Consider the following 22,473-nt stretch of genomic DNA (forward strand, 5'->3'; position numbering starts at 1 on the left):
CCGTCAGTGCTCGCCGCCGGCGAGCTCGACGAGCCGCTCGACCGGGACCGACCCGGCGAGCACGCGACCGTCGTCAGTCACGAGCACCGAGACGAGCGAGGTCGAGAGCGCCTGTCCGCCGGCGACCGGCTGCAGGATCGCGGACAGCTGCGCAAGCAGGTCGGAGGCCTCGGGCGCGGCACGGGTCGCGTCACCGTCGGCGCCCTCGGCACCGCCCGCGATCGCGTCAGCGGGGATCGTCACCTCCACGACACTCGCCCAGCCTTCGCCGTGGACCACGGGCGCAGGGCCGTCGGGCCGCGCCGCCGGATCGGCCGCGGCGTGCGCCTCGGCCTCGGCCTTCCACCGCGCGAGCTCGTCGGCGGCGGGCAGCGGCAGCGGCTTCTCGGTCACGGTGAGGTCCGCGGCCGGTTCGAACACGAGGGCGGATGCCTCGGGCGCGGCGAACGACACGTCGGAGAAGCCGATCGAGTACGCGGGCTCGTCGGCACCGCGAGCCGTCACCGACGCGGACAACGGCGCCCCGGTCTCACCGTCGATCGCGAATCGGACCTCGCCGACCAGGGTCTCGTCCGTGCGCGGCTCGAGCACGAGCTCGTACGCATCGCGGCCGGCGACCCGGCCATCGCTGCCTACCGACACCTCGGTGGTCTCATCGAGGCGGGTGAGGGCCTGGTCGAGCATCTGCTGCGGCGACGGCAGCTCGGCTGCGGCGTCGCGCTTCGCCTGGGCCTCGGCCGCGGCGTCGGGGAACGTCGCCTCGAGGTCGTCGTGCAGGCGTTGCACCTCGTCGTCGGAGGGCAGGATGAGCCGCGTCGCGGTCGCCGTCTCGGAGTCGACGAACCATGCATCGTCGGGGCTCACGTACACGTTGCGCTCGGCGAGCCGGTCGAGCACCTGCAGCCGGGCGCGGTCGCCGTCGAGGTAGACGCGTGCGTCCCAGCTGCCGGTCGCGAGCGCGAGCAGGTCGTCGATGCTCGCCTCGGAGGCGTCGGATGCCTCGTCACCGCCGCCCGCGCCGCCGGTGATCGCGGAGAGATCGGGAAGGCCGAGCTCGGTGCGCTGCTGCACCGTGCCGCTCAGCGCGTCGACGTCGTTCGCCGCAGCGAACTCGAGCAGCTGCGCGGGCGTCTTGTCGGGCAGATCGACGGCTGCGGTGGCCTGCAGCGGCACGAACACGGCGGCCGCGATGACCAGCGGCACGCCGATCGCGGGGACGAGGACTCGGGCGCGAACACGCGACGGCCCGGAAACACGTGGGCTCATGCGCCCAGCGTACGCGCGACTCCGGGCTCCGGCACTCGTGCGGAGCAAACCCACAGGCTCGCCTGAATGCCGGATGGTGAGCGCCGGGGAGGGTGTCGGAACCTCAGCCGAGCGCGCGGAGCCGCGGGGCGAGGTCGCGTTCGAACAGCTGCATGAAGCGGCGCTGATCGTGGCCGGGCGCGTGGAAGACGAGGTGGGTGAAGCCCCAGTCGACGTAGCGGCCGATCTCGGCGACGACCGCGTCGGGGTCGGTGCCGACGATCCAGCGCTTGGCGATCTGCTCGATCGGCAGCGCATCGGCCGCGCGCTCCATCTCGACCGGGTCGGTGATGTCGTGCTTCTGCTCCTTCGAGAGCGACAGCGGCGACCAGAAACGGGTGTTCTCGAGCGCGGCCTCCTCCGTCTCTTCGTACGAGAGCTTGATCTCGATCATGCGGTCGAGCGCGTCGTACGAGCGCCCGGCGGCCTCGCTGCCGGCCTTCACGGCCGGGATGAGCTCGTCGACGTACAGCGACTCGCCCTTGCCCGACGTGCAGATGAAGCCGTCACCGGATCGGCCGGCGTATTTCGCCACGGTCGGGCCGCCCGCCGCGATGTAGATCGGCACCGGGGCATCCGGCCGGTCGTAGATCGACGCGCCGTGCGTGGAGTAGTACTCGCCCTCGAAGCTGACCTGGCCGCCCTCGGTCCAGAGCGCGCGCATGAGCCGCACAGCCTCGCGCAGCCTCGCGAACCGTTCCTTGAACTCGGGCCAGTCCTGCGCACCCGCACCCCGGAACCCGGTCGCGATCTCGTTCAGCGCCTCTCCGGTGCCGAACCCGGCGATCACCCGCCTCGGATACAGCACTCCGAGCGACGCGAACGCCTGCGCGAGCACCGCCGGGTTGTACCGGAACGTCGGCGTCATCACGCTCGTGCCGATCCGGATCGTCGAGGTCCGCTCGCCCACCGCGGCCATCCAGGTCAGGGAGAACGGCGCGTGCCCGCCCTCGTGCCGCCACGGCTGGAAGTGATCGCTCGTCCACACCGATTCGAAGCCGTGCCCCTCGGCCGCGACGCCGAGCTCGACGAGCTCGCGCGGTCCGAACTGCTCGGCTGAGGCCTTGTATCCGAGGGTGAGCGCCATGCTCCCGATCCTCGCACAGCCCGCCGACGCCGTCGCCGGCCGCGATGCGCGTTGACCGCGGGAGTGCTCGGGACGATGCGATGGAAGTCGGTTGGTGGGTGGGACGCCCGTCCTGCACGACCTCCGACACACCAGCCGGCGTCGCACCCACTTTTCGAGGCGCGGACGCGGGCGCGGGCCGGGCGGGCACGCGCGCGCCGGGCGGAGACACCGGGCGGCGGCCGGCGGGCGCCCGATCATCCCGCCGGGGGCGCGGGGCGGCGGTCGGCGAGCGTCGCGACGACGTGCGCGGTGTGCGGGCCTGTTCCGAGGGCGATCGCGTCCTCGAGCGCGGCGAGCGTGTCGACGTCGCGGCGCAGGCGAGCGGATGCCTCGAGCGGCACGAACCCCGCACGCCGGTGCCCGGCCGCCGAGTCAGGACCGAAGTGCGGCTCGAATCGGACTCCCGCTCGCGCCGTCGCGAGCGTCGTGCCGGTGCCGTCGGCGTCGGACACGAACGCGAGCGGATGCTCCGCGGCGAGCGCGAGCGCGTCGTCGAGGTCGTCCGATCGCAGGCACGGCAGATCGCCGAGCAGCACGGCCACGCCACCGGCCCCCGTCCCCCGTGCGTGCGCGACCCCGAACGCGATGGCCGCAGTGAGCCCCGTCCCGCCGGTCTCGTGAGGACGAGATTCGTCCAGGATCCGGGAGCCGGGTCCACGATTGCCGTCCTCACCCGCGGGCGAACCACGATTGCCGTCCTCACGGGTCGGCGACTCCGGGGAGCGTCCCGGATCGCGGTCGCGGTCACGCCCGCGCTCGTCGAGGAACTCGGCGTCTCCCGCGAGCGACGGGTCGTCGCCGACGACGATCACCCGGGCGACCGACGACGCGGTGAGCGCGGCCGCGATCGTGTCGGCCGCGAACGCCCGCGCGAGCGCCGCCCGAGACGCGTCATCCACGTGCGGAGCGAGCCGGCTCTTCGCCCGCGCGGGCGCCTTCGCCGGGATCACGACCGTCCACGATGCCGCCACCCCACCCGATGCGGCCTCCCCGAACGGGCGCGGATGGCGGGTGTGCTCCGCGCGCACCCGCCATCCGCGACCGCTCGATGGGGCCGCGTTCGGGGTGGCGGCCGCAGGCCGGCCGGGCGTCCTCACGTGCGGAGCGCCGGCAGCACGTCGCGGCCGAAGACCTCGAGGAAGGCGGCCTGGTCGCGGCCGACGTTGTGCAGGTAGATGCGGTCGAACCCGAGGTCGAGGTACCGCTGGATCGCGGCCCTGTGCCGATCGGGGTCGGCGCTGACGAGCAGCCGGCCGGCGAAGTCCTCCGGGCGCACCGTGCGCGCGAACTGCTCGACGTCGTAGGGCGAACGCAGGTCGGCGCGCGGAGCGCGCAACCCCGCCATGGGCCACTCCTCGAGGGCGTTGCGCATGGCCTGCTCGTCGGTCGGCGCCCACGAGAGGTGCAGCTGCAGCACCCGAGACATCCGCTCGGGGTCGCGGCCCGCCTCACGCGCCCCCTCGCCGAACCGCTGCAGCAGCGCCGCGAGCCGCTCGTCGGGCGCACCCATCGTGATCAGGCCGTCGGCCGTGCGGCCGGCTCGACGTGCGGTGACGGGCCCGCTCGCGGCGACGAACACCTCGGGCGGCTCGGCCGGCATCGTCCAGAGCCGCGTCGACTCGAGCTTGAAGAACTGCCCGGCGAAGCGCACATCGCGCCCGGCGATCGAGGCCTGGAAGAGGCGCTTGATGAGCTCGACGGCCTCGAACATGCGGGCGATGCGCTCGGGCGCCTCCGGCCAGTACTGCCCGACGACGTGCTCGTTGAGCGCCTCGCCCGAGCCGAGCCCCAGCCAGTGACGGCCGGGGTACATCGACGCGAGCGTGGCACTGGCCTGCGCCACGACGGCCGGATGCATGCGGAACCCCGGCGTGGTGACGCCAGGGCCAAGGTCGCCCGCCGTGCGGGCACCGATCGCGGCGAGCACGCTCCAGACGAACGGTGACTCGCCGTGCGCGGGCAGCCAGGGCTGGAAGTGGTCGCTCGCCATGGTTCCGGCGAACCCGTGCCGTTCGGCGAGCGCGGCGAGCTCGACCGCCTCCGTGGGCGGAAATCGTTCGAGCATCGCGGCGTATCCGATGTGCGCGGGCATGCTCCCATCCTCGCCCACGGCCGCGCCCATGACACCAGCCGGCGGTGTCGCTCGAATCGCGGTCAAGGCACCGCGCCAAGCGCGATCCGCGCGACAACGTCACGGGGTGTGACCCGAATCGCCCGATGGCCGAGCGGGAGACGTCGATGTGCGCGACACAGGGCCGTGCTGTCGCTCATCTAGTCGGACGAGGCGGAGGCGCTGCGGGACTCGGCTTGCGCCTCGTCGAAGCCCGCACGGTAGCCGTCGTCGTAGGCCTCGTCGGCGCCCTGCCGGAACAGGTCACGCTCGGCGGGACGCTGGATGCTCCGTGCACCCGGCAGATCGAGCGATCCCACGAGCCGGCCGAGCCCGCGCACGACCGCGACCGGCACGCCGGCCGACTTGCCCTTGACCAGCTCGGCGGCGCCCGCGAGCTCGTCAGCCACGCACGGCATGGTCACCGACAACGGCTTGCCCGAGGCATCCGCCGACCCGCGGAGATCGTCGAAGACCTGCACGCCCGCCGCGCCGATCGCGATGTCGGTCTGGCCCTCGCGCCAGGGGCGCCCGACGGTGTCGGAGAGGATCACGCCGACTGCGGCGCCCGTGAACGTGCGCACGCCCGCCGCGAGGTCACGCGCGGACGCATCGGGGTCCACGGGCAGCAGCAGGATGACGCCGTCGGGCGCGTTCGAGGCGTCGACGCCCGCCGCGGCCGAGATGATGCCCTGGCGGTTCTCGACGATGCGCGTCACGCCGCCCTCGTACTCGCGGGCAGCGACGAGCCGCACCGTCTCGGCCGTGATCGCGGCCTCGCGGTCCGCACCCGGCACCATGCGCCCCTCGGCTTTGGAGACGATCTTCGACGTCACGACGAGGATGTCGCCGTCTTCGAGCTCGGTCGCGCCGGCGATGATCGCGGCGAGGTCGGCACCGGGTTCGATCTCGCCGATGCCCTCGACGCCCTCGATGCTGAAGCGCATTCCCATCCTCCCGACCGGTTGTCCCGGCGACCATCATCCCAGCCGTCCCGCACTGTTGCGAGCAGGCTACTGCCGAGCGCTCGGCCTCGGCAGTAGCATCCATGCATGACCGCCCCCGCCCACCGTGCCGAACCCGGCGACGACTCCCCGTCCGGCGCCGACGGCGACGCTCGCACGGCCGAGCTCGAAGACGGTCGCGATGAGACGCCACTCGAGCGAGCCGACCGCAACTGGGGCGAGATCCTGCAGGAGCTGCGCGCCGTGCAGACCGGCACGACGATCATCACGGGCTTCCTACTCGCGGTCGCGTTCCAGCCCAGGTTCGACGACCTCGAACCCTACGAACGCGGGCTCTACCTCGTGCTCGTGGTCCTCGCCGGGTTCGCGACGGTGCTCGGCCTCGCGCCCGTCATCATGCACCGTCAGCTGTTCGGCCTCCGGCAGAAGGCGCGCCTCGTGCGCTCGGCCAATCAGCTGCTCATCGCGCTGCTCGTGGTCGTCTCGCTGCTCGCCGCGGGCGTGACGAGCCTCATCTTCGACGTCGTGGTGAACCGCGCCGCGGGCTTCATCGCGCTCGGCGTCGCCCTCGTCGTGCTGGTCGTGTTCTGGACGATCGTGCCGCGGATCGGACACCGGCCGGAGCGGTGAGTCGACGCGGTGGGACTCCGTGGGCGGCGTCTTCTACGCTGATGGGATGCGCATCGCCACGTGGAACGTCAACTCCATCCGCACCCGCTTCGGCCGCGTGGTCGACTGGATGGTGCGCGAAGACGTCGACGTGCTCGCGATGCAGGAGATCAAGTGCAAGCCCGAACAGTTCCCGTTCGCGCCGTTCGAGGAGGCCGGGTACGAGGTCGTCGCGCACGGCCTGAACCAGTGGAACGGGGTCGCGATCGCGTCGAGGCATCCGATCACCGAGGTCGAGACGCACTTCCCGGGCCAGCCGGGGTTCCTGAAGGGCCATGACGGGCCCGAGCTGCCGCTCGAGGCGCGCGCACTCGGCGCGACCGTCGAGGGCGCACGGCTCTGGAGCCTCTACGTGCCGAACGGGCGCGCGCTCGGCGACCCGCACTACACCTACAAGCTCGACTGGCTCGCGGCGCTCACCGAGTACACGCGCGCGGAGACGACCGGCAGGCCCGAGGTGCCGCTCGCGCTCATGGGCGACTTCAACATCGCGCCGCTCGACATCGACAACGGCGACCCCGCCGTCGTCGTGGGCGTGACCACGCACGTGTCGCCCGCCGAGCGCGACGCCTACTTCACGCTCGAGAACGCGGGCGTGACCGACGTGGTGCGTGCACACGTGCCCGAGGGCCTCTACACGTACTGGGACTACAAGCAGCTGAAGTTCCCGCGCAACGAGGGCATGCGCATCGACTTCATCCTGGGGTCGGCCGCGTTCGCGCAGGCGGTGACGGATGCCTCGATCCACCGCAACGAGCGCAAGGGCGACGCCCCGAGCGATCATGTGCCGGTGCTCGTCGACCTCGACCTCGGCCGCGACGACGAGGGCGATCTGCCCATGATCTTCGGGTAGCGCCGGCCACGGGGGCAGTGGATTTCCCGAGGCGCTGCGTTCGGTCGGCGCGCTCGGAGCACCGTCGTCCGGAAGCGCAACCCCAGGCGGACGCCCAAACACCGGGTCTACCCTCGGGGGCGTGACTACGGCACCTCCTGGCTCGGCCGTCGACGATGCGCTCGTCGGCGCGCTCCTCAGCGAGCGCTATCTCGTGACCGGGCTCGTCGGCCGCGGCGGCGTCGCGACCGTCTATCGCGCGACCGACCAGGCGCTCGGGCGCGAGGTCGCGGTCAAGGTCTTCCGCGGCGCCGAAGGGCTCGACGACCCCGCACGGCGGAAGTCCGAGACGGCGTTGCTCGCGAGCCTCACCCACCCGGCCCTCGTCATGTTGCACGACTCGGTGCGCGAGCCGGCCAGCGGTCGCGAGTTCCTGGTGATGGAGCTCGTCGAGGGCCCGAACCTGCGCGAACGCCTCGATGCCGAGGGTCCGCTGGGCGCCGACGAGGCCGCCGCGATGACGGTCGAGCTCGCCGAGGCCCTGCACGTGATCCACACGCGCGGCATCGTGCACCGTGACGTGAAGCCGGCGAACGTGCTGCTCGCGCCATCGCCCGTGCCGACGCGGGCGTGGCGGGCGAAGCTCGCCGACTTCGGCATCGCCCGGCTCATCGACGACGCGCGCCTGACCGCGACCGGCGGCCTCATCGGCACGCCCGCGTATCTCGCGCCCGAGCAGGTGCGCGGGCTCGGTGCGGGGCCGGGCTCCGACATCTACGCGTTCGGACTGCTGCTGCTCGAGTCCCGCACCGGGCACGCCGCGTTCCCGGGGCCGGCGATCGAGGCCGCGGGCGCGAGGCTCACACGCGACCCCGAGCTGCCGGCGTCGCTCGGCACGGATTGGCGCGAGCTGCTCGCGGCCATGCTCGCGCGCGAGCCCGGGGACCGGCCGACGGCGCTCGAGGTCGCCGTGGCGGCGGCCGCGCTCGGGCCGGAGCTCGACGGCGAGCCGGGTTCGGCGCTTCGCGCCACTTCGGGCGCCTCCGCGCCACCTGTGGTGGCGCAGAGCGCGGCAGGTGGCGCGGAGGAGAGCGAGAGCGACGGGCGAGCGGATGCCCCGACCGCGGCGGTCTCGGCCGAGGCCCTCGACGAACGCGGCGAAGCGCCGACCGCGCTGCTGGGCGACCCGGCCGGAATGCTGCCCTCGCCATCCGGCGCGCGCGGGCGCCTCCGCGCCATTTCAGGCAGATCCGCGCCAGCACAGGTGGCGCAGACGCGAGGAAGTGGCGCGGAGGCGGAAGTGCGTGGCGCGACGGGCATCGCCGCGACGGCAACGGGCCGGCGGCGGCCGGGGTGGCTCATCCCGGTCGGCACGGTCGCAGCTCTGCTGGTCGCCGCGGCGATCGTGGTGCCGATGACCCTGTCGGGGGCCGGCGGCGGTGGCGCCGAGCCGACCCCTGCTCCCATCCCGAGCGTGCCGGGCCAGCTCGGCGTGCACCTCGAAGAGCTTGAGGAGGCCGTGACGCCATGATCCGACGACGTCAGCACTCGCCGAACGCCGGGCCGGCACGGCGACGGGCGGGCCGCGGCCTCGCTGCAGTCACGCTCGTGGCCGGGCTCGTGCTCTCCGGGTGCGTCGCACAGGCCGACCTCGGCTCGGAGGACGCCGCCGCGTTCCGCGAGCGGGTCGCCGCGGTGGGCGAGCGTTCGCTCGCGGGCGACTACGCGGGGGCCACCGCCGAGCTCGCGCTGCTCGAGACCGCGGTGGCCGAGGCATCCGATGCCGGGACGCTCGGCGACGCGCGCGAGGCCCGCATCACCGACGCCATCGCCGTGGTCCGCGCCGATCTGGACGCGCAGATCCAGGCGCAGCAGGCGGCCGAGCAGGCCGCGCGCGAAGCCGCTGAGGCGGCCGAGCAAGCCGCCGCCGCGGAGACGGCCAGAGTCGCGGCCGAGCAGGCCGCCGCCGAAGAGGCCGCCCGCCGGGCCGACGAGCGCGGGAAGGACAAAGACAAAGACAACCGCGGCCCGGGCAAGAACAACGGGAACGGGAACAATGGCAACGGGAACGGCAACCGCGGCGGCGGCTCCGACGAGGACGACGAGTGAGCGGTGCAGCATCGGTCGCCGCGGCCGCCTACGCTCGGAACATGCCCCTGCTCGCGGTCCCCGGTGCCGAACTCGCCTATGACGCAGACGGACCCGTGTCGGCGCCCGCGCTCGTGCTGCTCCATTCAGGGGTGGCGACCATGCGCATGTGGGATCCGCAGATCGAAGCCCTCTCGGCGGCGCACCGGGTGGTGCGGCTGGATCTGCGTGGGTTCGGCGCGACGACGCATGAGGACGTGCCGTACTCGAATCGCGCCGATGTGCGCGCGGTCATGGACCATCTCGCGGTGCCGTCGGCGACCCTCGTGGGCGCCGGCCGGGGTGCGACGATCGCGCTCGACCTCGCGCTCGAGTCACCCGACCGGGTCGACGGGGTCGTGCTCGTCGGCGGCGGGCCGAGCGGGTTCGTCACATCGGCGCTGACCGAGGAGGAGCACCGCCGGTTCGACGAGCTCGACGCCGCCGCCGAATCCGGCGACCGGCACGCGCTCATCCGACTCGAGACGGCGCTGTGGGCGGCCGGTTCGCTGCGCCTCGAGTCGGATCTCGACCGCGACTTCGTCGCGTTCGCGCACGAGCTCGCCGCGGCCAACGCTGCGCAGCCCGACGGCGTCGGCACGCCTGAGCCATTGCAGCCACCCGCCGTCGACCGGCTCGCCGACCTCGGCGTGCCCGCGCTCGTCATGGTCGGCGAGTACGACCTGAGCCCGGCCCGCGCCCAGTACGCCCGGCTGCTCGAGGCGCTGCCCGACGCGACGGGCTTCTGCTTCCAAGACGCCGCGCACCTGCCGAACCTCGAGCACCCGGGCGAGTTCACGCACGTGCTGCTCGACTGGCTCACCGAGCGCGCGCTGTAGGCGGGCTCATGTGGCGGTGACCGATGTCGTCGTCAGGATCTCGACGATCTCCTGGAACGTCGTGCGCTCGGGAGACCCGGCGGGGCCGACGACCTCGAGGAACGGCCGGAACACCTTCTTGAATGCGGTCGCTGTCTTCTCGTCCGCGCCCCGCAGGACCCACTTCGACACATGTTCTTCGACGATCTTCTCGATCTCCCGAACGTCCTGCTGGAGATCATCCAGTTCGACGTCGGTGGCGCCCCCCTTCAGCTTCGCGACTTTCGCACTCAGTGCCGCGCTTTTCTCTGCCCCGAGCGCCACTTTCGAAGGGACGTTCGAGCTGAATACGTTGATGAAGTCCTTGTAGGCCTTCGTCTGCGTAACGGCCGCGAATGCGTTCACCCGGTTCGCGGCGAAGAGCTCGTATTGGTCGAACATCGGAAGCGGAAGGTTGGCGTTCGAGGTGGATGACGCGGTGCCGTTCTTCGGCACGTGGATCCGGAGCGCGGGCGCGGCGAGCTTGGTGACGATCCTGGGCGCGGCGATGGCACCGATGGTGGCAAGGGCGCCGGCACCCATGAGGGCGTATTCGGCGTAGTTGAGTCGTCGGCTCGTCTCCGGGTCGAGGAACCTGGTGTAGTGGTCGTCGACGATGCGGAGCGTCGCGATCGTGAACCCGGCGGTGCCGGCGGCCCAGCTGAACGCGCTGAACATGGCCGCAGCGGTCCACGCCGAGGCTGCGAGCGGCGTCGCGAGGCCGAAGGTGCTGACCGCGGTGACGACGGAGAACACTGCGCTCAGCCCGATGACGAGGGTGTTGATCAGGTCCTGCTGCGAGAGATGGCCTGTGGGGTCGATGTTGGTGATGGGGTTGGTGTTGGCGTAGCCGTACCGGTTCTGTAGCGGCATGGTGTCGAGGGTGGTGAACGCGAACCGGTCGGGGGTGTAGGTGCGGACGGCGAGGTGTTGGGTGCCGGACGGGTTGGTGTACTCGCCGGCGTAGAGGAATGGGTATCTGGATGCCTCGTCGGGGGTGGGTTCGACGCTGGTGTGGGTCGTGGTGGTGTGGGTCGTGGTGGTGCCGTAGTCCGTATAGGCGTATCGGGCGGTGGGGGTGCCGGTGGGGTCGGTGAGTTCGGTGGTGTTGCCGTGCCGGTCGTGGATGGCGTAGACGGTGTCGTCGGTGAGGGTGCGGGATTCGCGGGTGAGGCCGGTGAGGTAGCTCGCGGTCTGCGTCGTGTCGGCGGTGGTGTGGGTGTCGTTCAGGAGGGTGCCGTCGTCCCAGTGGAACGTCGTCGTCTGGTCGGTGGTGGTGAGGGTGGCGCGGTCGCCGGTGGCCCAGTACCCGGTGCGGGTCGTGGCACCGGTCGGGGTGGTTTCCTGCACGGGCTGATTCAGCGCGTTGTAGCCGTATCGGGTGCCGTCCGCGGCGAGGGTCATCAGCCCCGACACGTCATAGGCCGACACCACCCGGTTCGTCCCGTCAGTCACCGCGGTCTCGAACCCCACACCCCCCACACCCGCCGCACCGGCCACACCGGCCGCGCCAGCCGCGCCGGCCGTGCCGGCCGACGGCATGCCCACGTCGGGCACTCCGGGCCAACCCGACGCCAACCCCGCGGCCGCGTCCCACCACCGCTCGAGGACCGGCTCACCGGTCACCGGGTCGGTCACCGTCACCCGCTCCACCGCCGAGGTGCCATCCGGCAGCGCCCGCCAGGTCAGGTTCGTCACCGCCCCACTCGCGGTCCCCACCCGGGACACCAAGCCCGACGGGGCGTAGTCCACGGTCGTGCGCGACCCCGCGGCATCCACCACCCCAACCACCTGACCACCATCCAACTCGACCACCCCGGCCGACCGGGGCGCACCCGCACCCGCCCGGGTCTGCACCTGCACCCGGGCCGGATCCGACCAGTCCAGCTCGGTCACCACACCCGTCTCGGTCACCACCCGGGTCAACCGGTGCCCCGGCTGCCAAGACCAATCCACCCGGCCACCGTGCGCGTCGAGCTTCGCGACCGGGTCACCCGCGGCGTCGAAGTACGACACCAGCCCGCCCAGCTCCCGCAGCACGAACGCATACTCCCGCTCGCCCACGACTCCGTCGGCCCGCGCCGGCAACACCCCCGGCGTCTGGCTGAACCGCACCTCATCACCGACATACCCCGCCAGGCCCGACGGCACCGAGTCATCGACCTCGAACACGCCCTGCACACCCCGGGACGGCACCACCCGCACCCCACCCGCGACATCCACGAACCCGACCCCCGCGACCGCCCACCGCGACCCCAACCCGAACCGGCCCCCACCAGACCCCCGCGAATCCCACGCCAGACTCACCCCACCCAACGGCACCTCGACCGAGAACGACCCCACCCGCTCATCAAGCGCACCCTGCACCCCCGCACCCAGAGGCAACACCCCCAGCACCGGCGCACCGCCCTCGGCCCCACCATCAGCAGCCGCCCACGACGGCGACACCCCACCGACCAGCAGACCGGCGCACACCAACCCACCCAGCAGCACACCCCACCACGAACGACGCGACCCTCCGCACATCTTCGTCACGTCAGCCCCCGACGCAGACCCAGCCACACCAGACATCGGCACCCAGACTCCTTCATCCGCTTCTTCGGCTTCATCGGCGCCGACGCGGCAGCGCCCCGCGACAGGCTAACACCTGTGGCATATCAGCATTCTGTTATCCACAGGGGGTCGCTCAGATCGGTCCGCGTCGCGCGATTCGCGTCGTCCTCAGCCGCCCGGCATGACGAACTGTGTCGCCCGACCCTCCGCTTGTGTTACGCCATGGGTCGTCGCGGGCTGACACTCGCACGCCCCGTCGGTACCGTCGGGCGAGTCCCCCGAGCACCGACTTGCCCCGGAGCGAACCCATGTCAACGACCGCGACCACGCCGCGCCCCGCCGCCGGCGGCACTGCGCTGCCGGTCGAGTTCAGCGGCCTCGGCCGTGCGTTCGCGACCGCCGACGGCGCCCGCCCGGTGCTCCGGGACCTCGATCTCGTCGTCGAGGCCGGGGAGATCCTCGCGATCCTCGGGCCCAGCGGGTGCGGCAAGTCGACACTGCTCCGCATCGCGGGCGGACTCGACCACCAGACCTCCGGCACCGTCACGATCGACGGCGCCGAGGTCAAGGGGTTCGACACGCGCTGCGCCGTCGGCTTCCAGGAGCCGCGCCTGCTGCCCTGGCGGTCGGTCGCGCAGAACGTCTCGCTCGGCCTCCCGCGCGGCACCGCCCGCCAGGCCGGCCGTGAGCACGTCGACCGCCTGCTGGAGCTCGTCGGGCTCGCCGACTTCGCCGGGCACCGGCCGCGCGAGATCTCGGGCGGCATGGCGCAGCGCGCCTCGCTCGCCCGGGCACTCGCCAGGAACCCCTCGGTGCTCCTGCTCGACGAGCCTTTCGGCGCGCTCGATGCACTCACCCGGCTGAAGATGCAGGACCTGCTGCTGGACGTGCACGCCGCAGAGCCCACCACGGTGCTGCTCGTCACGCACGACGTCGACGAGGCGCTGCAACTCGCCGACCGCATCATCCTGCTCGGCGCCGAGGAGCCGGACGACGCAGCCGACGCGGCGCCCGCGCGGCCCGGCGCGATCATTCAGCAGACCGTCGTCGTACCGGGTACGCGACCCCGCGACCGCGGCTCGGCCGAGCTCGCCGAGCTGCGCGGCCGTCTGCTCGACGGGCTCGGCATCGACCGGCACGGCTCCGCCCGAGGCATCCCCTCGACGACGACCATCCCCGCCTTCCCCTACTGACCCGCACGACCAGCACCCGCACCAGCACCACACAGCCAGCACCAGCACCACACAGCCAGCACCACCTCACCGACCTGCGACCCACACCCCGCACCAGAGGAGCCACGCATGACCCGCACCACGACCTTCCGCACCGCACTGATCGGTGCGGCCGCCGCGAGCGCCCTGCTCCTGACCGGCTGCGTCGCCGGCGAGGGCAGCAACGCCGCAGCACCCGAAGCCGGCGCTGAGGGCGAGGCGGTCTCACTCGAGGGCCAGACGCTCGCGATCGACTTCGCGACGTACAACCCGCTGAGCCTCATCATCAAGGACCAGGGCTGGCTCGAGGACGCGGGCCTCGAGGTCACGTGGGTGCAGTCGGCCGGATCGAACAAGGCGAACGAGGCGCTGCGCGCCGGCGCCGTCGAGGTCGGTTCGACGGCGGGATCCGCGGCCCTCCTCGCACGCTCGAACGGCTCGCCGATCCAGGTGATCGACATCTACTCGCAGCCCGAGTGGGCGGCGCTCGTCGCCGCGCCGGGCTCCGACATCACCGAGGTCGCCGACCTCGCCGGCAAGCAGGTCGCGGCCACCAAGGGCACGGACCCGTACTTCTTCCTGCTGCAGTCGCTCGAGGCCGAGGGCCTCGCGCCCGAGGACATCGTCGTGCAGAACCTGCAGCACGCCGACGGGTGGGCCGCGCTGCAGAACGGCTCGGTCGACGCGTGGGCGGGTCTCGACCCGATCATGGCCGGCGCCGAGGAGGCCGGCGCGACGCTCTTCTACCGCGACGTCGACTTCAACAGCTATGGCTTCCTGAACGCCCGCGAGGACTTCCTCGAGGACAAGCCCGAGGTCGCGCAGGCGGTCGTCGACGCGTACGAGCAGGCCCGCGCCTGGGCGCAGGAGAACCCCGAAGAGACCGCGCAGATCCTCGCCGACGTCGCGGGCCTCGACCTCGCCGTCGCGACCAAGGTCATCGACGAGCGCTCCAACCTCGACGTCGACCCGGTCCCCGGCGATGCGCAGGTCACGGTGCTCGAGAAGATCGGCCCGATCTTCGTCGAGCTCGGCGACGTCGCGACGCAGCAGCAGGTCGACCAGGCGCTCGACACGCTCATCAACGACGAGTTCGTCACGCGGGCGGACCCGAGCCGCTTCGAGTAAGCGGCTTCCAGGGAAGGACAGATCAGTGACGGATGCCTCGGGGCGGACGGATGGCTCGGGCGCGGGTCTCGAGACACGCGCTCCGGAGTCGCCCGCGACTCGACCAGCGGCGAGTGCGAGCTCAGCGGACGAGCAGTTCGCCTCGCCCGTGACGCAGAACGGACTCGTGGTCGCCGCCGCCGGCTCGGAGCGCTCCGTCGGCATCGACCGCCGCCCGTACGGGCCGACGCCCGAGGCATCCGGATCGTCCGAGTCATCCGGCTCCCGCGAGGCATCCGTCCCCGCCAATCGCCGACGCCTCGTGAACCGGCGCTGGTTCCGAATCGTGGGCGGCGCGCTCATCCCGATCGCACTGCTCGCGGCGTGGCAGTACGTCTCGACGAGCGGCCTCGTGGCGCTGTCGATGCTGCCGAGCCCCGAGATGGTGTGGCTCGCGGCCGTCGACCTGGCCGAACGCGGCCTGCTCGGCCTGTACGTCGCGATCTCGACCCAGCGCGTGTTCCTCGGCTTCGCATTCGGCGCGGTGATCGGGCTCGCGGTCGGCGCGGTCGTCGGGCTGTCGAAGCTCGGTGACATCCTGCTCTCGCCGACGCTCGGCGGGATCCGAGCGGTGCCGTCGCTCGCCTGGGTGCCGCTGCTCATCCTGTGGTTCGGCATCGGCGAGGACTCGAAGGTCATCCTGATCGCGATCGGGGCGTTCTTCCCCGTCTACACGATCGTCGCGTCGTCGTTGCGGCACGTCGACCGGCACCTGCTCGAGGCCGGCCGGGCGTTCGGGTTGCGGGGGTTCCGGCTGTTCGGGGCGGTGCAGCTGCCCGCGGTCGTGCCATCGGTGGTGTCGGCGCTCCGGCTCGCGCTCGCCCAGGCGTGGCTCTTCCTCGTGGCGGCCGAGCTCATCGCGAGCTCGATGGGCCTCGGATTCCTGCTCAACGACTCCGGGCAGAACGGCCGGATCGACCGCATCTTCCTCGCGATCATCACGCTCGCCGTGCTCGGCAAGCTCTCCGACGCGCTCATCGGCCTGTTCGAACGCTGGGCGATCAAGCGCTGGGCGTAGCCGCGATCCGGCCGAGCGGGGATCGCGCGGAGCGCCAGCCGCACCTCGACCCAGGAGGGTCGAGTCCAGATCTTGTATGCCAGTTCCGCCTCAGCGTGAGGCGGAACCGGCATATGGATTCGCGAATGCCGCCGCTCCGCTGACGTCGAGCGCGGCCGACTCGACCGGCATCCCCGAGCGCGCGGCGGCGCGGCCGACTCGCTCGTTACCGAGCGTGACGGGGGGCGCGGCGCGCGGGCGGCGCCTCGCGTAGCGTCGAGGTGACGGATGCTTCGCGCCGAGGGCGTCGCGAGCCAGGCGGCGAAGGGACCCGTGCAGATGACGATCGACACCCTGCTCGACGAGCAGCGGCGCTTCCCCGCGCCGGCGGAGTTCACGGCTCGGGCGAACGTGACGCCCGAGCTCGCCGAGGCACTGTACGCCGCGGCCGAGGCCGATCCCGTCGCATTCTGGGAGGCGCAGGCCGATCGGCTCGACTGGGCCGAGCCGTGGCACACGGCGCACACCTGGCGGCATCCGGCCACCGATGCCGGCGACCCGGGCGCACCCGTCGGTGCGACGTGGTTCGCGGGGGGGAAGCTCAATGCAGCTGTGAACTGCGTCGACCGGCACGTCGATGCCGGGCTCGGCGACAGGGTCGCCTTCTTCTTCGAGGGCGAGCGTGGCGACCGCCGCACGCTCACGTATGCCGAGCTGCAGCGCGAGGTCGCGAAGGCTGCGAACGCGCTCACCGAGCTCGGGGTGACGAAGGGCGACCGGGTCGTCGTCTACCTGCCCGTGCTGCTCGAGACGGTCATCGTGACGCTCGCGATCGCGCGCCTCGGCGCGATCCACTCGCTCGTGTTCGGCGGTTTCTCGGCCGAGGCCCTGCGATTCCGCGTCGAAGACACCGGCGCGAAGCTGCTCGTCACGACCGACGGCCAGTTCCGGCGCGGCGCGGCCGTGCCCGTGAAGGCCGCTGCCGACGCGGCGGTCGAGGGGGTGCCGTCGATCGAGCACGTGCTCGTGATCCGGCGCACGGGCGACGAGACGCCCGGCCTGCCCTGGACCGAGGGCCGCGACGTGTGGTGGCACGACGTCGTCGACCGGCAGCCCGAGACGCACACGCCCGAGTTCTTCGACGCGGAGACCCCGCTGTTCGTCATCTACACCTCGGGCACCACCGGGAAACCGAAGGGCCTCGTGCACACGACGGGCGGCTACCTCACGCACGCGGCGTACTCGCACTGGGCCGTGTTCGACGTCACACCCGACGACGTCTACTGGTGCACGGCCGACCTCGCGTGGGTCACCGCGCACACCTACGAGCTGTACGGGCCACTGCTCAACGCGGTCACCAGCGTGATCTACGAGGGCACCCCGAACACCCCGCACCCCGGGCGGCACTTCGAGGTCATCGAGCGCTACGGCGTGACGATCTACTACACGGCACCGACCCTCATCCGGTCGTTCATGAGCTGGTTCCCCGACGGCGTTCCCGCGACGTTCGACCGCTCGAGCATCCGCCTACTGGGCTCGGTCGGCGAGGCCATCAACCCGGCGGCCTGGGTGTGGTTCCGCGACGAGATCGGCGCCGGCCGGGCGCCCATCGTGGACACCTGGTGGCAGTCCGAGACCGGTGCCGCGGTGATGGCGCCGCTGCCGGGCGTCTCGACATTGAAGCCGGGCTCGTCGCTGCGAGCGCTGCCGGGGCTCACGACGCGGGTCGTCGACGAGCGGGGCGACGACGTCGCCCGCGGTCAGGGCGGCTACCTCGTGATCGACGGCACCTGGCCGGGCATGGCGCGCACCGTCTGGGGAAACCCCGAGCGCTACCGCGACTCGTACTGGACGCGCTTCGCGCACCGCGGATCGTTCTTCTCGGGCGACGGCGCGCGGCTCGATGCCGACGGCGACATCTGGCTCCTGGGCCGGGTCGACGACGTCATCAACGTGGCGGGCCACCGGCTCTCGACGATCGAGATCGAGTCGGCGCTGGTCGCGCACCCCGACGTCGCCGAGGCGGGCGTCGTGGGCGTGACGGATGCCACGACGGGCGAGGCCGTCGCGGCGTTCGTCGTCGTGAGCGGCGACGTGACCGGCCGGCCGGAGGTCTCGCCCGAGGCATCCGCAGCCGCCGCAGCCCTGCGCGCGCACGTCGCGACGACCATCGGACCGATCGCCAAGCCGCGCGACGTGGTGTTCGTCGCCGACCTGCCGAAGACGCGCTCGGGCAAGATCATGCGGCGCCTGCTCGTGGATCTGGCCGAGCGCCGCCCGCTCGGCGACACGACCTCGTTGCAGGACGAGTCCGTGCCCGAGCGCATCGCCGAACTGCTCGCACGCTGAGCTGACGGGTCGCGACCGCGATCAGTCGTCACTTGCGCCGGCGGGTCAGCCCGCGGGCATGTGCCGGCGCACCGGCCCGGTCAGGCGCGGCGGTCGGCGTCGGGCGCAGGCTCGCCGGATGCCTCGTCGCCAGCGCCGGCCGGAGTCGACGCCTCGGTCGGGGTCGCGGGCACGTCGGGCGCCTCGTTCGCCGAGGTCTGGATGATGGGCTCGTCGACCGGGCGGGCCGGTGCCGCGGGTGCCGCCGTGACCGGCGCGGCGGCCGGTGCAGCGGCAGCGGGGGCCGCAGCGGTGGGCACGGCGCCGGCGGGCACGGCCTCGTCGGCGGCCTCGTATTCGCCGTACCCGGCGTCGTCGCCGAACTCATCGGCCAGCGTGTCGGCCGCGGAGCGGCTGAAAGCTCCGAGGGCGATCAGGATGCCCAGCGCGGCGAGCGAGACCACGAGTCCGACGATGCCCGCCGAGAGCAGACCCGACGAGACCACGATGGCCGACTGGCTGCCGTAGACGTCGGCGGCGGTGCCGGTCTGGCTCGTGAGCGCGGTCGTGAGCGTGGAGTTGATCGATGCGGTCCAGAGCGCGCCGGCGACGATGGCGCCGAGCGACACGACGAGCGCGACCACGGGCAGGAGGAGCTTCACGGCGGTGGACGGGCGGGATGCGGACATGGAACGGCCTCGTTTCGTTGGTGGTGTGCTGCGACCGTACGGACGCGGCCTATGAGCACGCTATGCCTTCGCTCTGCATCTGCTCCAGCCCCAGTTGCGTATCGCGCCGGGAATCGCTGCGGATTCTTGCGTCTGCGCAAAAATCCCGCGCGCAACCACAACCAATCGCCGGACGTTCGCTCATAGCCTTGAGCGGACGGCGAATTCCGCCGTATATCAGATGCACGGGGACGGAGGTTCCGATGTCACAGACCAGCACGGCGACGATCGTGGGCGAACCCGAGGTCCTCGAGGACGAGGCGATCATCGCCCTCGCCGACGGCGTCGAACACGACCCGGCATGGCTCGCGCTCAAAGCGGCGGCGACCCGCCTGCAGGCACTGCAGGTGAAGGACGGCTCGGTGCCCGAAGACGGCGACCGGCCCGAGGCATCCGTGCTGGTCGACACCATCGTGACCTCCATCGAGGCGCTCGCGCCGCGCTTCCCGCACGAGGCCGAGTACCTCGCCGCGTCGGTGCGCGACTTCCGCCGCTGGCAGGCCGAAGGGCTCGGGGTGCCTGACTTCCTCGACTCGCTCGTGGCGTTCCAGCCGCAGCAGCACCGCGTCGACGGCATCCGTCATCTCGTGGTGTTCCCGATGTACACGCAGAACGGCTCGCCCGACCGGCACGTCGAGGCGCTCGTCGTCGAGACGATCTGGCCCGAGTTCATCGCGGCGCTCGAGGCCGGCGACTACGGCAACCGGCTCTTCGTGAGCCTGCGGCTCGTCGACTTCACGCCCGGGTACGACACCAACTCGGCGGTGCTGTTCCCCGAGACGGTCGCGATGCGCGAGATCCCGCCCTTCACCTGGGGCGCGATCTTCCAGGACCGCGAGGCGGCGCGTTACCGGCGCGTCGTGCGAACGGCCTCGGAGATCACGAAGCTCGAACTCCCCGAGGACGCCGCGCAGCTGCTCGACGATCAGGACCTCGCCGAGCGCACGTTCGTGATGTGGGACCTCATCCACGACCGCACCCACATGCGCGGCGACCTGCCGTTCGACCCGTTCATGATCAAGCAGCGCATGCCGTTCTTCCTGTATTCGCTCGAAGAGCTCCGCTGCGACCTCACCGCCTTCCGCGAATCCGTGAAGATCGAGCGCGCGCTGCGCGCGCAGGCCGACGCGGGCGAGGAGCTCTCGGTCATCGACGCGCAGCTCGCCGAGCACGCGAAGCTCGTGCAGTACGCCGTGATCTTCGACCGCATCTTCCGGTTCGCGATCACGGGCTCACGTGTGCGGAACTACGACGGGCTCGGCGGGCAGTTGCTGTTCGCGTGGCTGCACCAGCGGCATGTGCTCGAGTGGACCGATGTCTCGTTGAGCTTCGACTGGGCCGCCGTGCCCGATGCGGTCGTCGCCCTCGGGGATGCGATCGACGAGCTCTACTGGAAGTCGATCGACCGGCCGAAGACCGCGCACTGGCTCGCCGCATACGAGCTCGTGCGCGGGGTGCTCACGCCGAACCCGGCGTCGGTGTGGGCTGAAGGGCTGCCTCGCGAGGTGCTCGCGGGCCCGCCCAAGGGGTACACGGACCTCGTGCTCGACGACGAGTTCCCGCTGTCGATGTTCTACGAGGCGCTCGACAAGAAGATGAGACCGGTCATCGAGTCCACGGTCGGCATCACCGCGAAGACGGATGGCTGAGGCGTCCGCCGGGCCCGGCGAGGCGGCCGGCACGGCGGCCGACGCGGCGTCCGGCCGGACGGTGCTCGTCGCGGGGGCGACCAGCCCGTCCGGCCTGGCGGTCGCGCGCGCATTGGCGACCGCCGGCGCGCGGGTCGTGGTCGTCGGTCGCGACGAGCTCCGGGTGCACGCGCTCACGGCGGAGGTGCCGGGTGTCGTCGGCGAGGTCGCCGACCTGGCCGACGAAGACGAGGTCCTCGAGCTCGCGATGCGCGTCCGCGCGCGCCTCGGCCAGGTCGACGGCGTCGTGCACCTCGTCGGCGGCTGGCGCGGTGGCGGCGGCATCCCCGACCAGTCGGACGCCGACTACCGCGTGCTCGAACGCTCGTTCACCGCGCTGCGCCATGTCAGCCGCGCGTTCTGGGACGACCTCGTGGCCTCACCCGCGGGCCGCATCGCGGCCGTGTCGTCGACCACCGTCGCGCGGCCCAGCGCCGGCGGCGCCAACTACACGGCCGTCAAGGCCGCGACCGAGTCGTGGATGCGCTCGCTCGCACACGGCTTCGCCACGGCGGATGCCTCGGCCGCGGCCGTGACCTACCGGGTCGGCTCGCTCGCGGGCCTCGAAGAGCGGCTCGCGGCATCCGTCGTCGCGCTCTGGGACCCCGGGGCCGACGCGACGGCGCTGAACACGGCGACGCGCGACGGCGCGACGGTCCCGCTGGCCGAGTAACGAGCGCACACCCTCACCAACCGTTGGAGGTCGTTTCTCGTCACCGAGGTCGAACCGTTTCGTCCTCGGTGACGAGAAACGTCCTCCAACGCGATCGCGTGGGGGCCGGAGACGGGCGCTACTGGAACTCGCGGTAGTCGACGGCTTGGGCGCCGGTCGTCCAGCAGCCGCCGCCGTCGAGCGGGTGCTCGGCACCCGAGGCGTCGGGCGAGCCGAACGCGGCGGTGTTCCAGGCCGCACGTTGCTCGGCGTTCAGGCCGGCCGGCATGGCGGGCGAGCCATCGGCCGCCTGGTCGGCCGGGTTCCAGTACTCCCAGTACTCGTAGACGAAGCCCTGGCCGGCCATGCACGAGCGAACCGCGTCTTGGAAGGCGAGCCAGCGCTCGCGTTCGGTGGGCGCTGCGGGATCGCGCGCCGGCAGCGGCGCCGTCACCGGATCGCCCGACTGCGCACCCTCGTCGGCGGCGTGCTGCGCGGCACCCTCGCAGCCGCGGCCCTGCCAGCCCGCGGCCGGGTCGACCGGCTCAGGGCCGCGGAGCGCAGCCATCCACGCCGCCTCGGTCGCCGCATCGAAGCCGGCCGGCATGGGCGAGCCGCCCTCCCACCACTGCCAGTCGAGGTACTCGTGTCCGGCCTCGCGCATGCACTGCCGGATCAGGTCCTGCTGGCCGAGCCACGCGGCGCGCTCGGCCTCCGGAATGAACGCCGGGTCGTCGGGATTCAGGTGCGGGTTGTAATCGGGCGACAGCGGATCGGACGGGTCGCGCGGGGGCGCCGGGGTGCTCGGCGTGGGCTGCGGCGCCGCGCTCGGCGGGGTCGTCGGCGATGGCGCGCTGCCGGGCGGCGCGGTGGCCGGCGGCGCACCGTTCGACGGCGGATCGGTCACGGGCGCGCCGTCGACCTCGCCCGCGTCGTAGCGACCGTCGGCGACGACGTCACCGCCGGACCGATCCGGTGCCTTGATGCCGATCTGCGAGCCGAGGGCGGCAGGGCCGGCGCCGTCGCCGATCGCCGCATACGCGCCGAACCCGACGCCCGCCGCGCACAGCGCGGCGACCCCGACGGCGAGAGCGACGGCGGCCGGGCGCTTCCGCATCGACCTGCGACGCTCACGAAACCGCGACGGACGAGTCC

At 72.2% G+C, this 22,473-nt stretch carries 19 protein-coding genes; 11 read left to right on the forward strand and 8 right to left on the reverse strand.

All coding sequences use genetic code 11. The annotated features are described in order from the left end of the window. Positions 1 to 3: 3 nt before the first annotated feature. The 5 genes from QU602_RS16695 to cofE all read right to left on the reverse strand — a co-directional run bounded on the left by QU602_RS16695 (position 4) and on the right by cofE (position 5,497). On the reverse strand, positions 4 to 1,266 hold the full coding sequence (locus QU602_RS16695) for a LolA family protein (protein ID WP_308797581.1): 1,263 nt from the start codon (positions 1,264 to 1,266) through the stop codon (positions 4 to 6). 103 nt (positions 1,267 to 1,369) lie between these two features. Beyond that, a complete protein-coding gene (fgd, locus tag QU602_RS16700) occupies positions 1,370 to 2,392 on the reverse strand; it encodes a glucose-6-phosphate dehydrogenase (coenzyme-F420) (protein ID WP_308797582.1) in 1,023 nt (340 codons plus the stop codon). Positions 2,393 to 2,628: 236 nt separating this feature from the next. After that, entirely contained in the window at positions 2,629 to 3,462 is an 834-nt protein-coding gene (cofC, locus tag QU602_RS16705; RefSeq protein WP_308797583.1) for a 2-phospho-L-lactate guanylyltransferase, read from the reverse strand. Between the two features lie 65 nt (positions 3,463 to 3,527). Further along, entirely contained in the window at positions 3,528 to 4,526 is a 999-nt protein-coding gene (locus QU602_RS16710) for a TIGR03557 family F420-dependent LLM class oxidoreductase (protein WP_308797584.1), read from the reverse strand. A 179-nt stretch (positions 4,527 to 4,705) separates the two neighbouring features. Next, positions 4,706 to 5,497 carry a coenzyme F420-0:L-glutamate ligase gene (cofE, locus tag QU602_RS16715; protein ID WP_308797585.1) on the reverse strand — a complete coding sequence of 264 codons (792 nt, stop codon included), beginning with the start codon at positions 5,495 to 5,497 and terminating at the stop codon, positions 4,706 to 4,708. A 99-nt stretch (positions 5,498 to 5,596) separates the two neighbouring features. Here cofE and QU602_RS16720 point away from each other — a divergent pair, with 99 nt between their 5' ends. The 5 genes from QU602_RS16720 (at position 5,597) to QU602_RS16740 (ending at position 9,976) form a co-directional block, all read left to right on the forward strand. Continuing rightward, positions 5,597 to 6,139: a DUF6328 family protein gene (locus QU602_RS16720; protein ID WP_308797586.1), complete on the forward strand. Its 543-nt coding sequence runs from the start codon at positions 5,597 to 5,599 to the stop codon at positions 6,137 to 6,139. A 46-nt stretch (positions 6,140 to 6,185) separates the two neighbouring features. Then, the gene (locus tag QU602_RS16725) at positions 6,186 to 7,031 is read left to right on the forward strand and encodes an exodeoxyribonuclease III (protein ID WP_308797587.1); all 846 of its coding nucleotides are present in this window, start codon (positions 6,186 to 6,188) and stop codon (positions 7,029 to 7,031) included. 121 nt (positions 7,032 to 7,152) lie between these two features. After that, positions 7,153 to 8,541 carry a serine/threonine-protein kinase gene (locus tag QU602_RS16730; RefSeq protein WP_308797588.1) on the forward strand — a complete coding sequence of 463 codons (1,389 nt, stop codon included), beginning with the start codon at positions 7,153 to 7,155 and terminating at the stop codon, positions 8,539 to 8,541. Continuing rightward, positions 8,538 to 9,119, forward strand: coding sequence for a hypothetical protein (locus tag QU602_RS16735; protein WP_308797589.1), 582 nt, complete (start codon positions 8,538 to 8,540; stop codon positions 9,117 to 9,119). Before QU602_RS16730 ends, QU602_RS16735 begins: the two co-directional genes overlap by 4 nt. Before the next feature lie 41 nt (positions 9,120 to 9,160). Next, complete coding sequence (locus tag QU602_RS16740; RefSeq protein ID WP_308797590.1) at positions 9,161 to 9,976, forward strand: alpha/beta fold hydrolase; 816 nt, start codon at positions 9,161 to 9,163, stop codon at positions 9,974 to 9,976. A 6-nt stretch (positions 9,977 to 9,982) separates the two neighbouring features. Here QU602_RS16740 and QU602_RS16745 read toward each other — a convergent pair whose 3' ends face one another. Next, on the reverse strand, positions 9,983 to 12,520 hold the full coding sequence (locus QU602_RS16745; RefSeq protein WP_308800211.1) for an RHS repeat-associated core domain-containing protein: 2,538 nt from the start codon (positions 12,518 to 12,520) through the stop codon (positions 9,983 to 9,985). Between the two features lie 335 nt (positions 12,521 to 12,855). Between QU602_RS16745 and QU602_RS16750 the strand changes: the two genes are divergently transcribed. The 4 genes from QU602_RS16750 to acs all read left to right on the forward strand — a co-directional run bounded on the left by QU602_RS16750 (position 12,856) and on the right by acs (position 18,271). Further along, positions 12,856 to 13,740 (forward strand): ABC transporter ATP-binding protein, encoded by an 885-nt coding sequence (locus QU602_RS16750; protein ID WP_308797591.1) that lies wholly within the window; start codon positions 12,856 to 12,858, stop codon positions 13,738 to 13,740. A gap of 108 nt (positions 13,741 to 13,848) precedes the next feature. Then, positions 13,849 to 14,886 (forward strand): aliphatic sulfonate ABC transporter substrate-binding protein, encoded by a 1,038-nt coding sequence (locus QU602_RS16755; protein ID WP_308797592.1) that lies wholly within the window; start codon positions 13,849 to 13,851, stop codon positions 14,884 to 14,886. A gap of 301 nt (positions 14,887 to 15,187) precedes the next feature. After that, complete coding sequence (locus QU602_RS16760) at positions 15,188 to 15,943, forward strand: ABC transporter permease (protein WP_308800212.1); 756 nt, start codon at positions 15,188 to 15,190, stop codon at positions 15,941 to 15,943. Positions 15,944 to 16,261: 318 nt separating this feature from the next. After that, positions 16,262 to 18,271 carry an acetate--CoA ligase gene (gene acs / locus QU602_RS16765; protein WP_308800213.1) on the forward strand — a complete coding sequence of 670 codons (2,010 nt, stop codon included), beginning with the start codon at positions 16,262 to 16,264 and terminating at the stop codon, positions 18,269 to 18,271. An 80-nt stretch (positions 18,272 to 18,351) separates the two neighbouring features. Here acs and QU602_RS16770 read toward each other — a convergent pair whose 3' ends face one another. Then, positions 18,352 to 18,939 (reverse strand): hypothetical protein, encoded by a 588-nt coding sequence (locus tag QU602_RS16770; RefSeq protein WP_308797593.1) that lies wholly within the window; start codon positions 18,937 to 18,939, stop codon positions 18,352 to 18,354. A 242-nt stretch (positions 18,940 to 19,181) separates the two neighbouring features. Here QU602_RS16770 and QU602_RS16775 point away from each other — a divergent pair, with 242 nt between their 5' ends. Both QU602_RS16775 and QU602_RS16780 read left to right on the forward strand, forming a co-directional pair. After that, on the forward strand, positions 19,182 to 20,627 hold the full coding sequence (locus QU602_RS16775) for a DUF6421 family protein (protein WP_308797594.1): 1,446 nt from the start codon (positions 19,182 to 19,184) through the stop codon (positions 20,625 to 20,627). After that, positions 20,620 to 21,339, forward strand: a complete 720-nt coding sequence (locus tag QU602_RS16780; protein WP_308797595.1) for an SDR family NAD(P)-dependent oxidoreductase — start codon at positions 20,620 to 20,622, stop codon at positions 21,337 to 21,339. Before QU602_RS16775 ends, QU602_RS16780 begins: the two co-directional genes overlap by 8 nt. Before the next feature lie 118 nt (positions 21,340 to 21,457). Here QU602_RS16780 and QU602_RS16785 read toward each other — a convergent pair whose 3' ends face one another. Further along, a complete protein-coding gene (locus QU602_RS16785; RefSeq protein WP_308797596.1) occupies positions 21,458 to 22,435 on the reverse strand; it encodes a hypothetical protein in 978 nt (325 codons plus the stop codon). Between the last annotated feature and the right edge of the window lie 38 nt (positions 22,436 to 22,473).

It is taken from the genome of Agromyces protaetiae, from assembly GCF_030866785.1.
In the GTDB taxonomy this organism is placed as follows: domain Bacteria; phylum Actinomycetota; class Actinomycetes; order Actinomycetales; family Microbacteriaceae; genus Agromyces; species Agromyces silvae.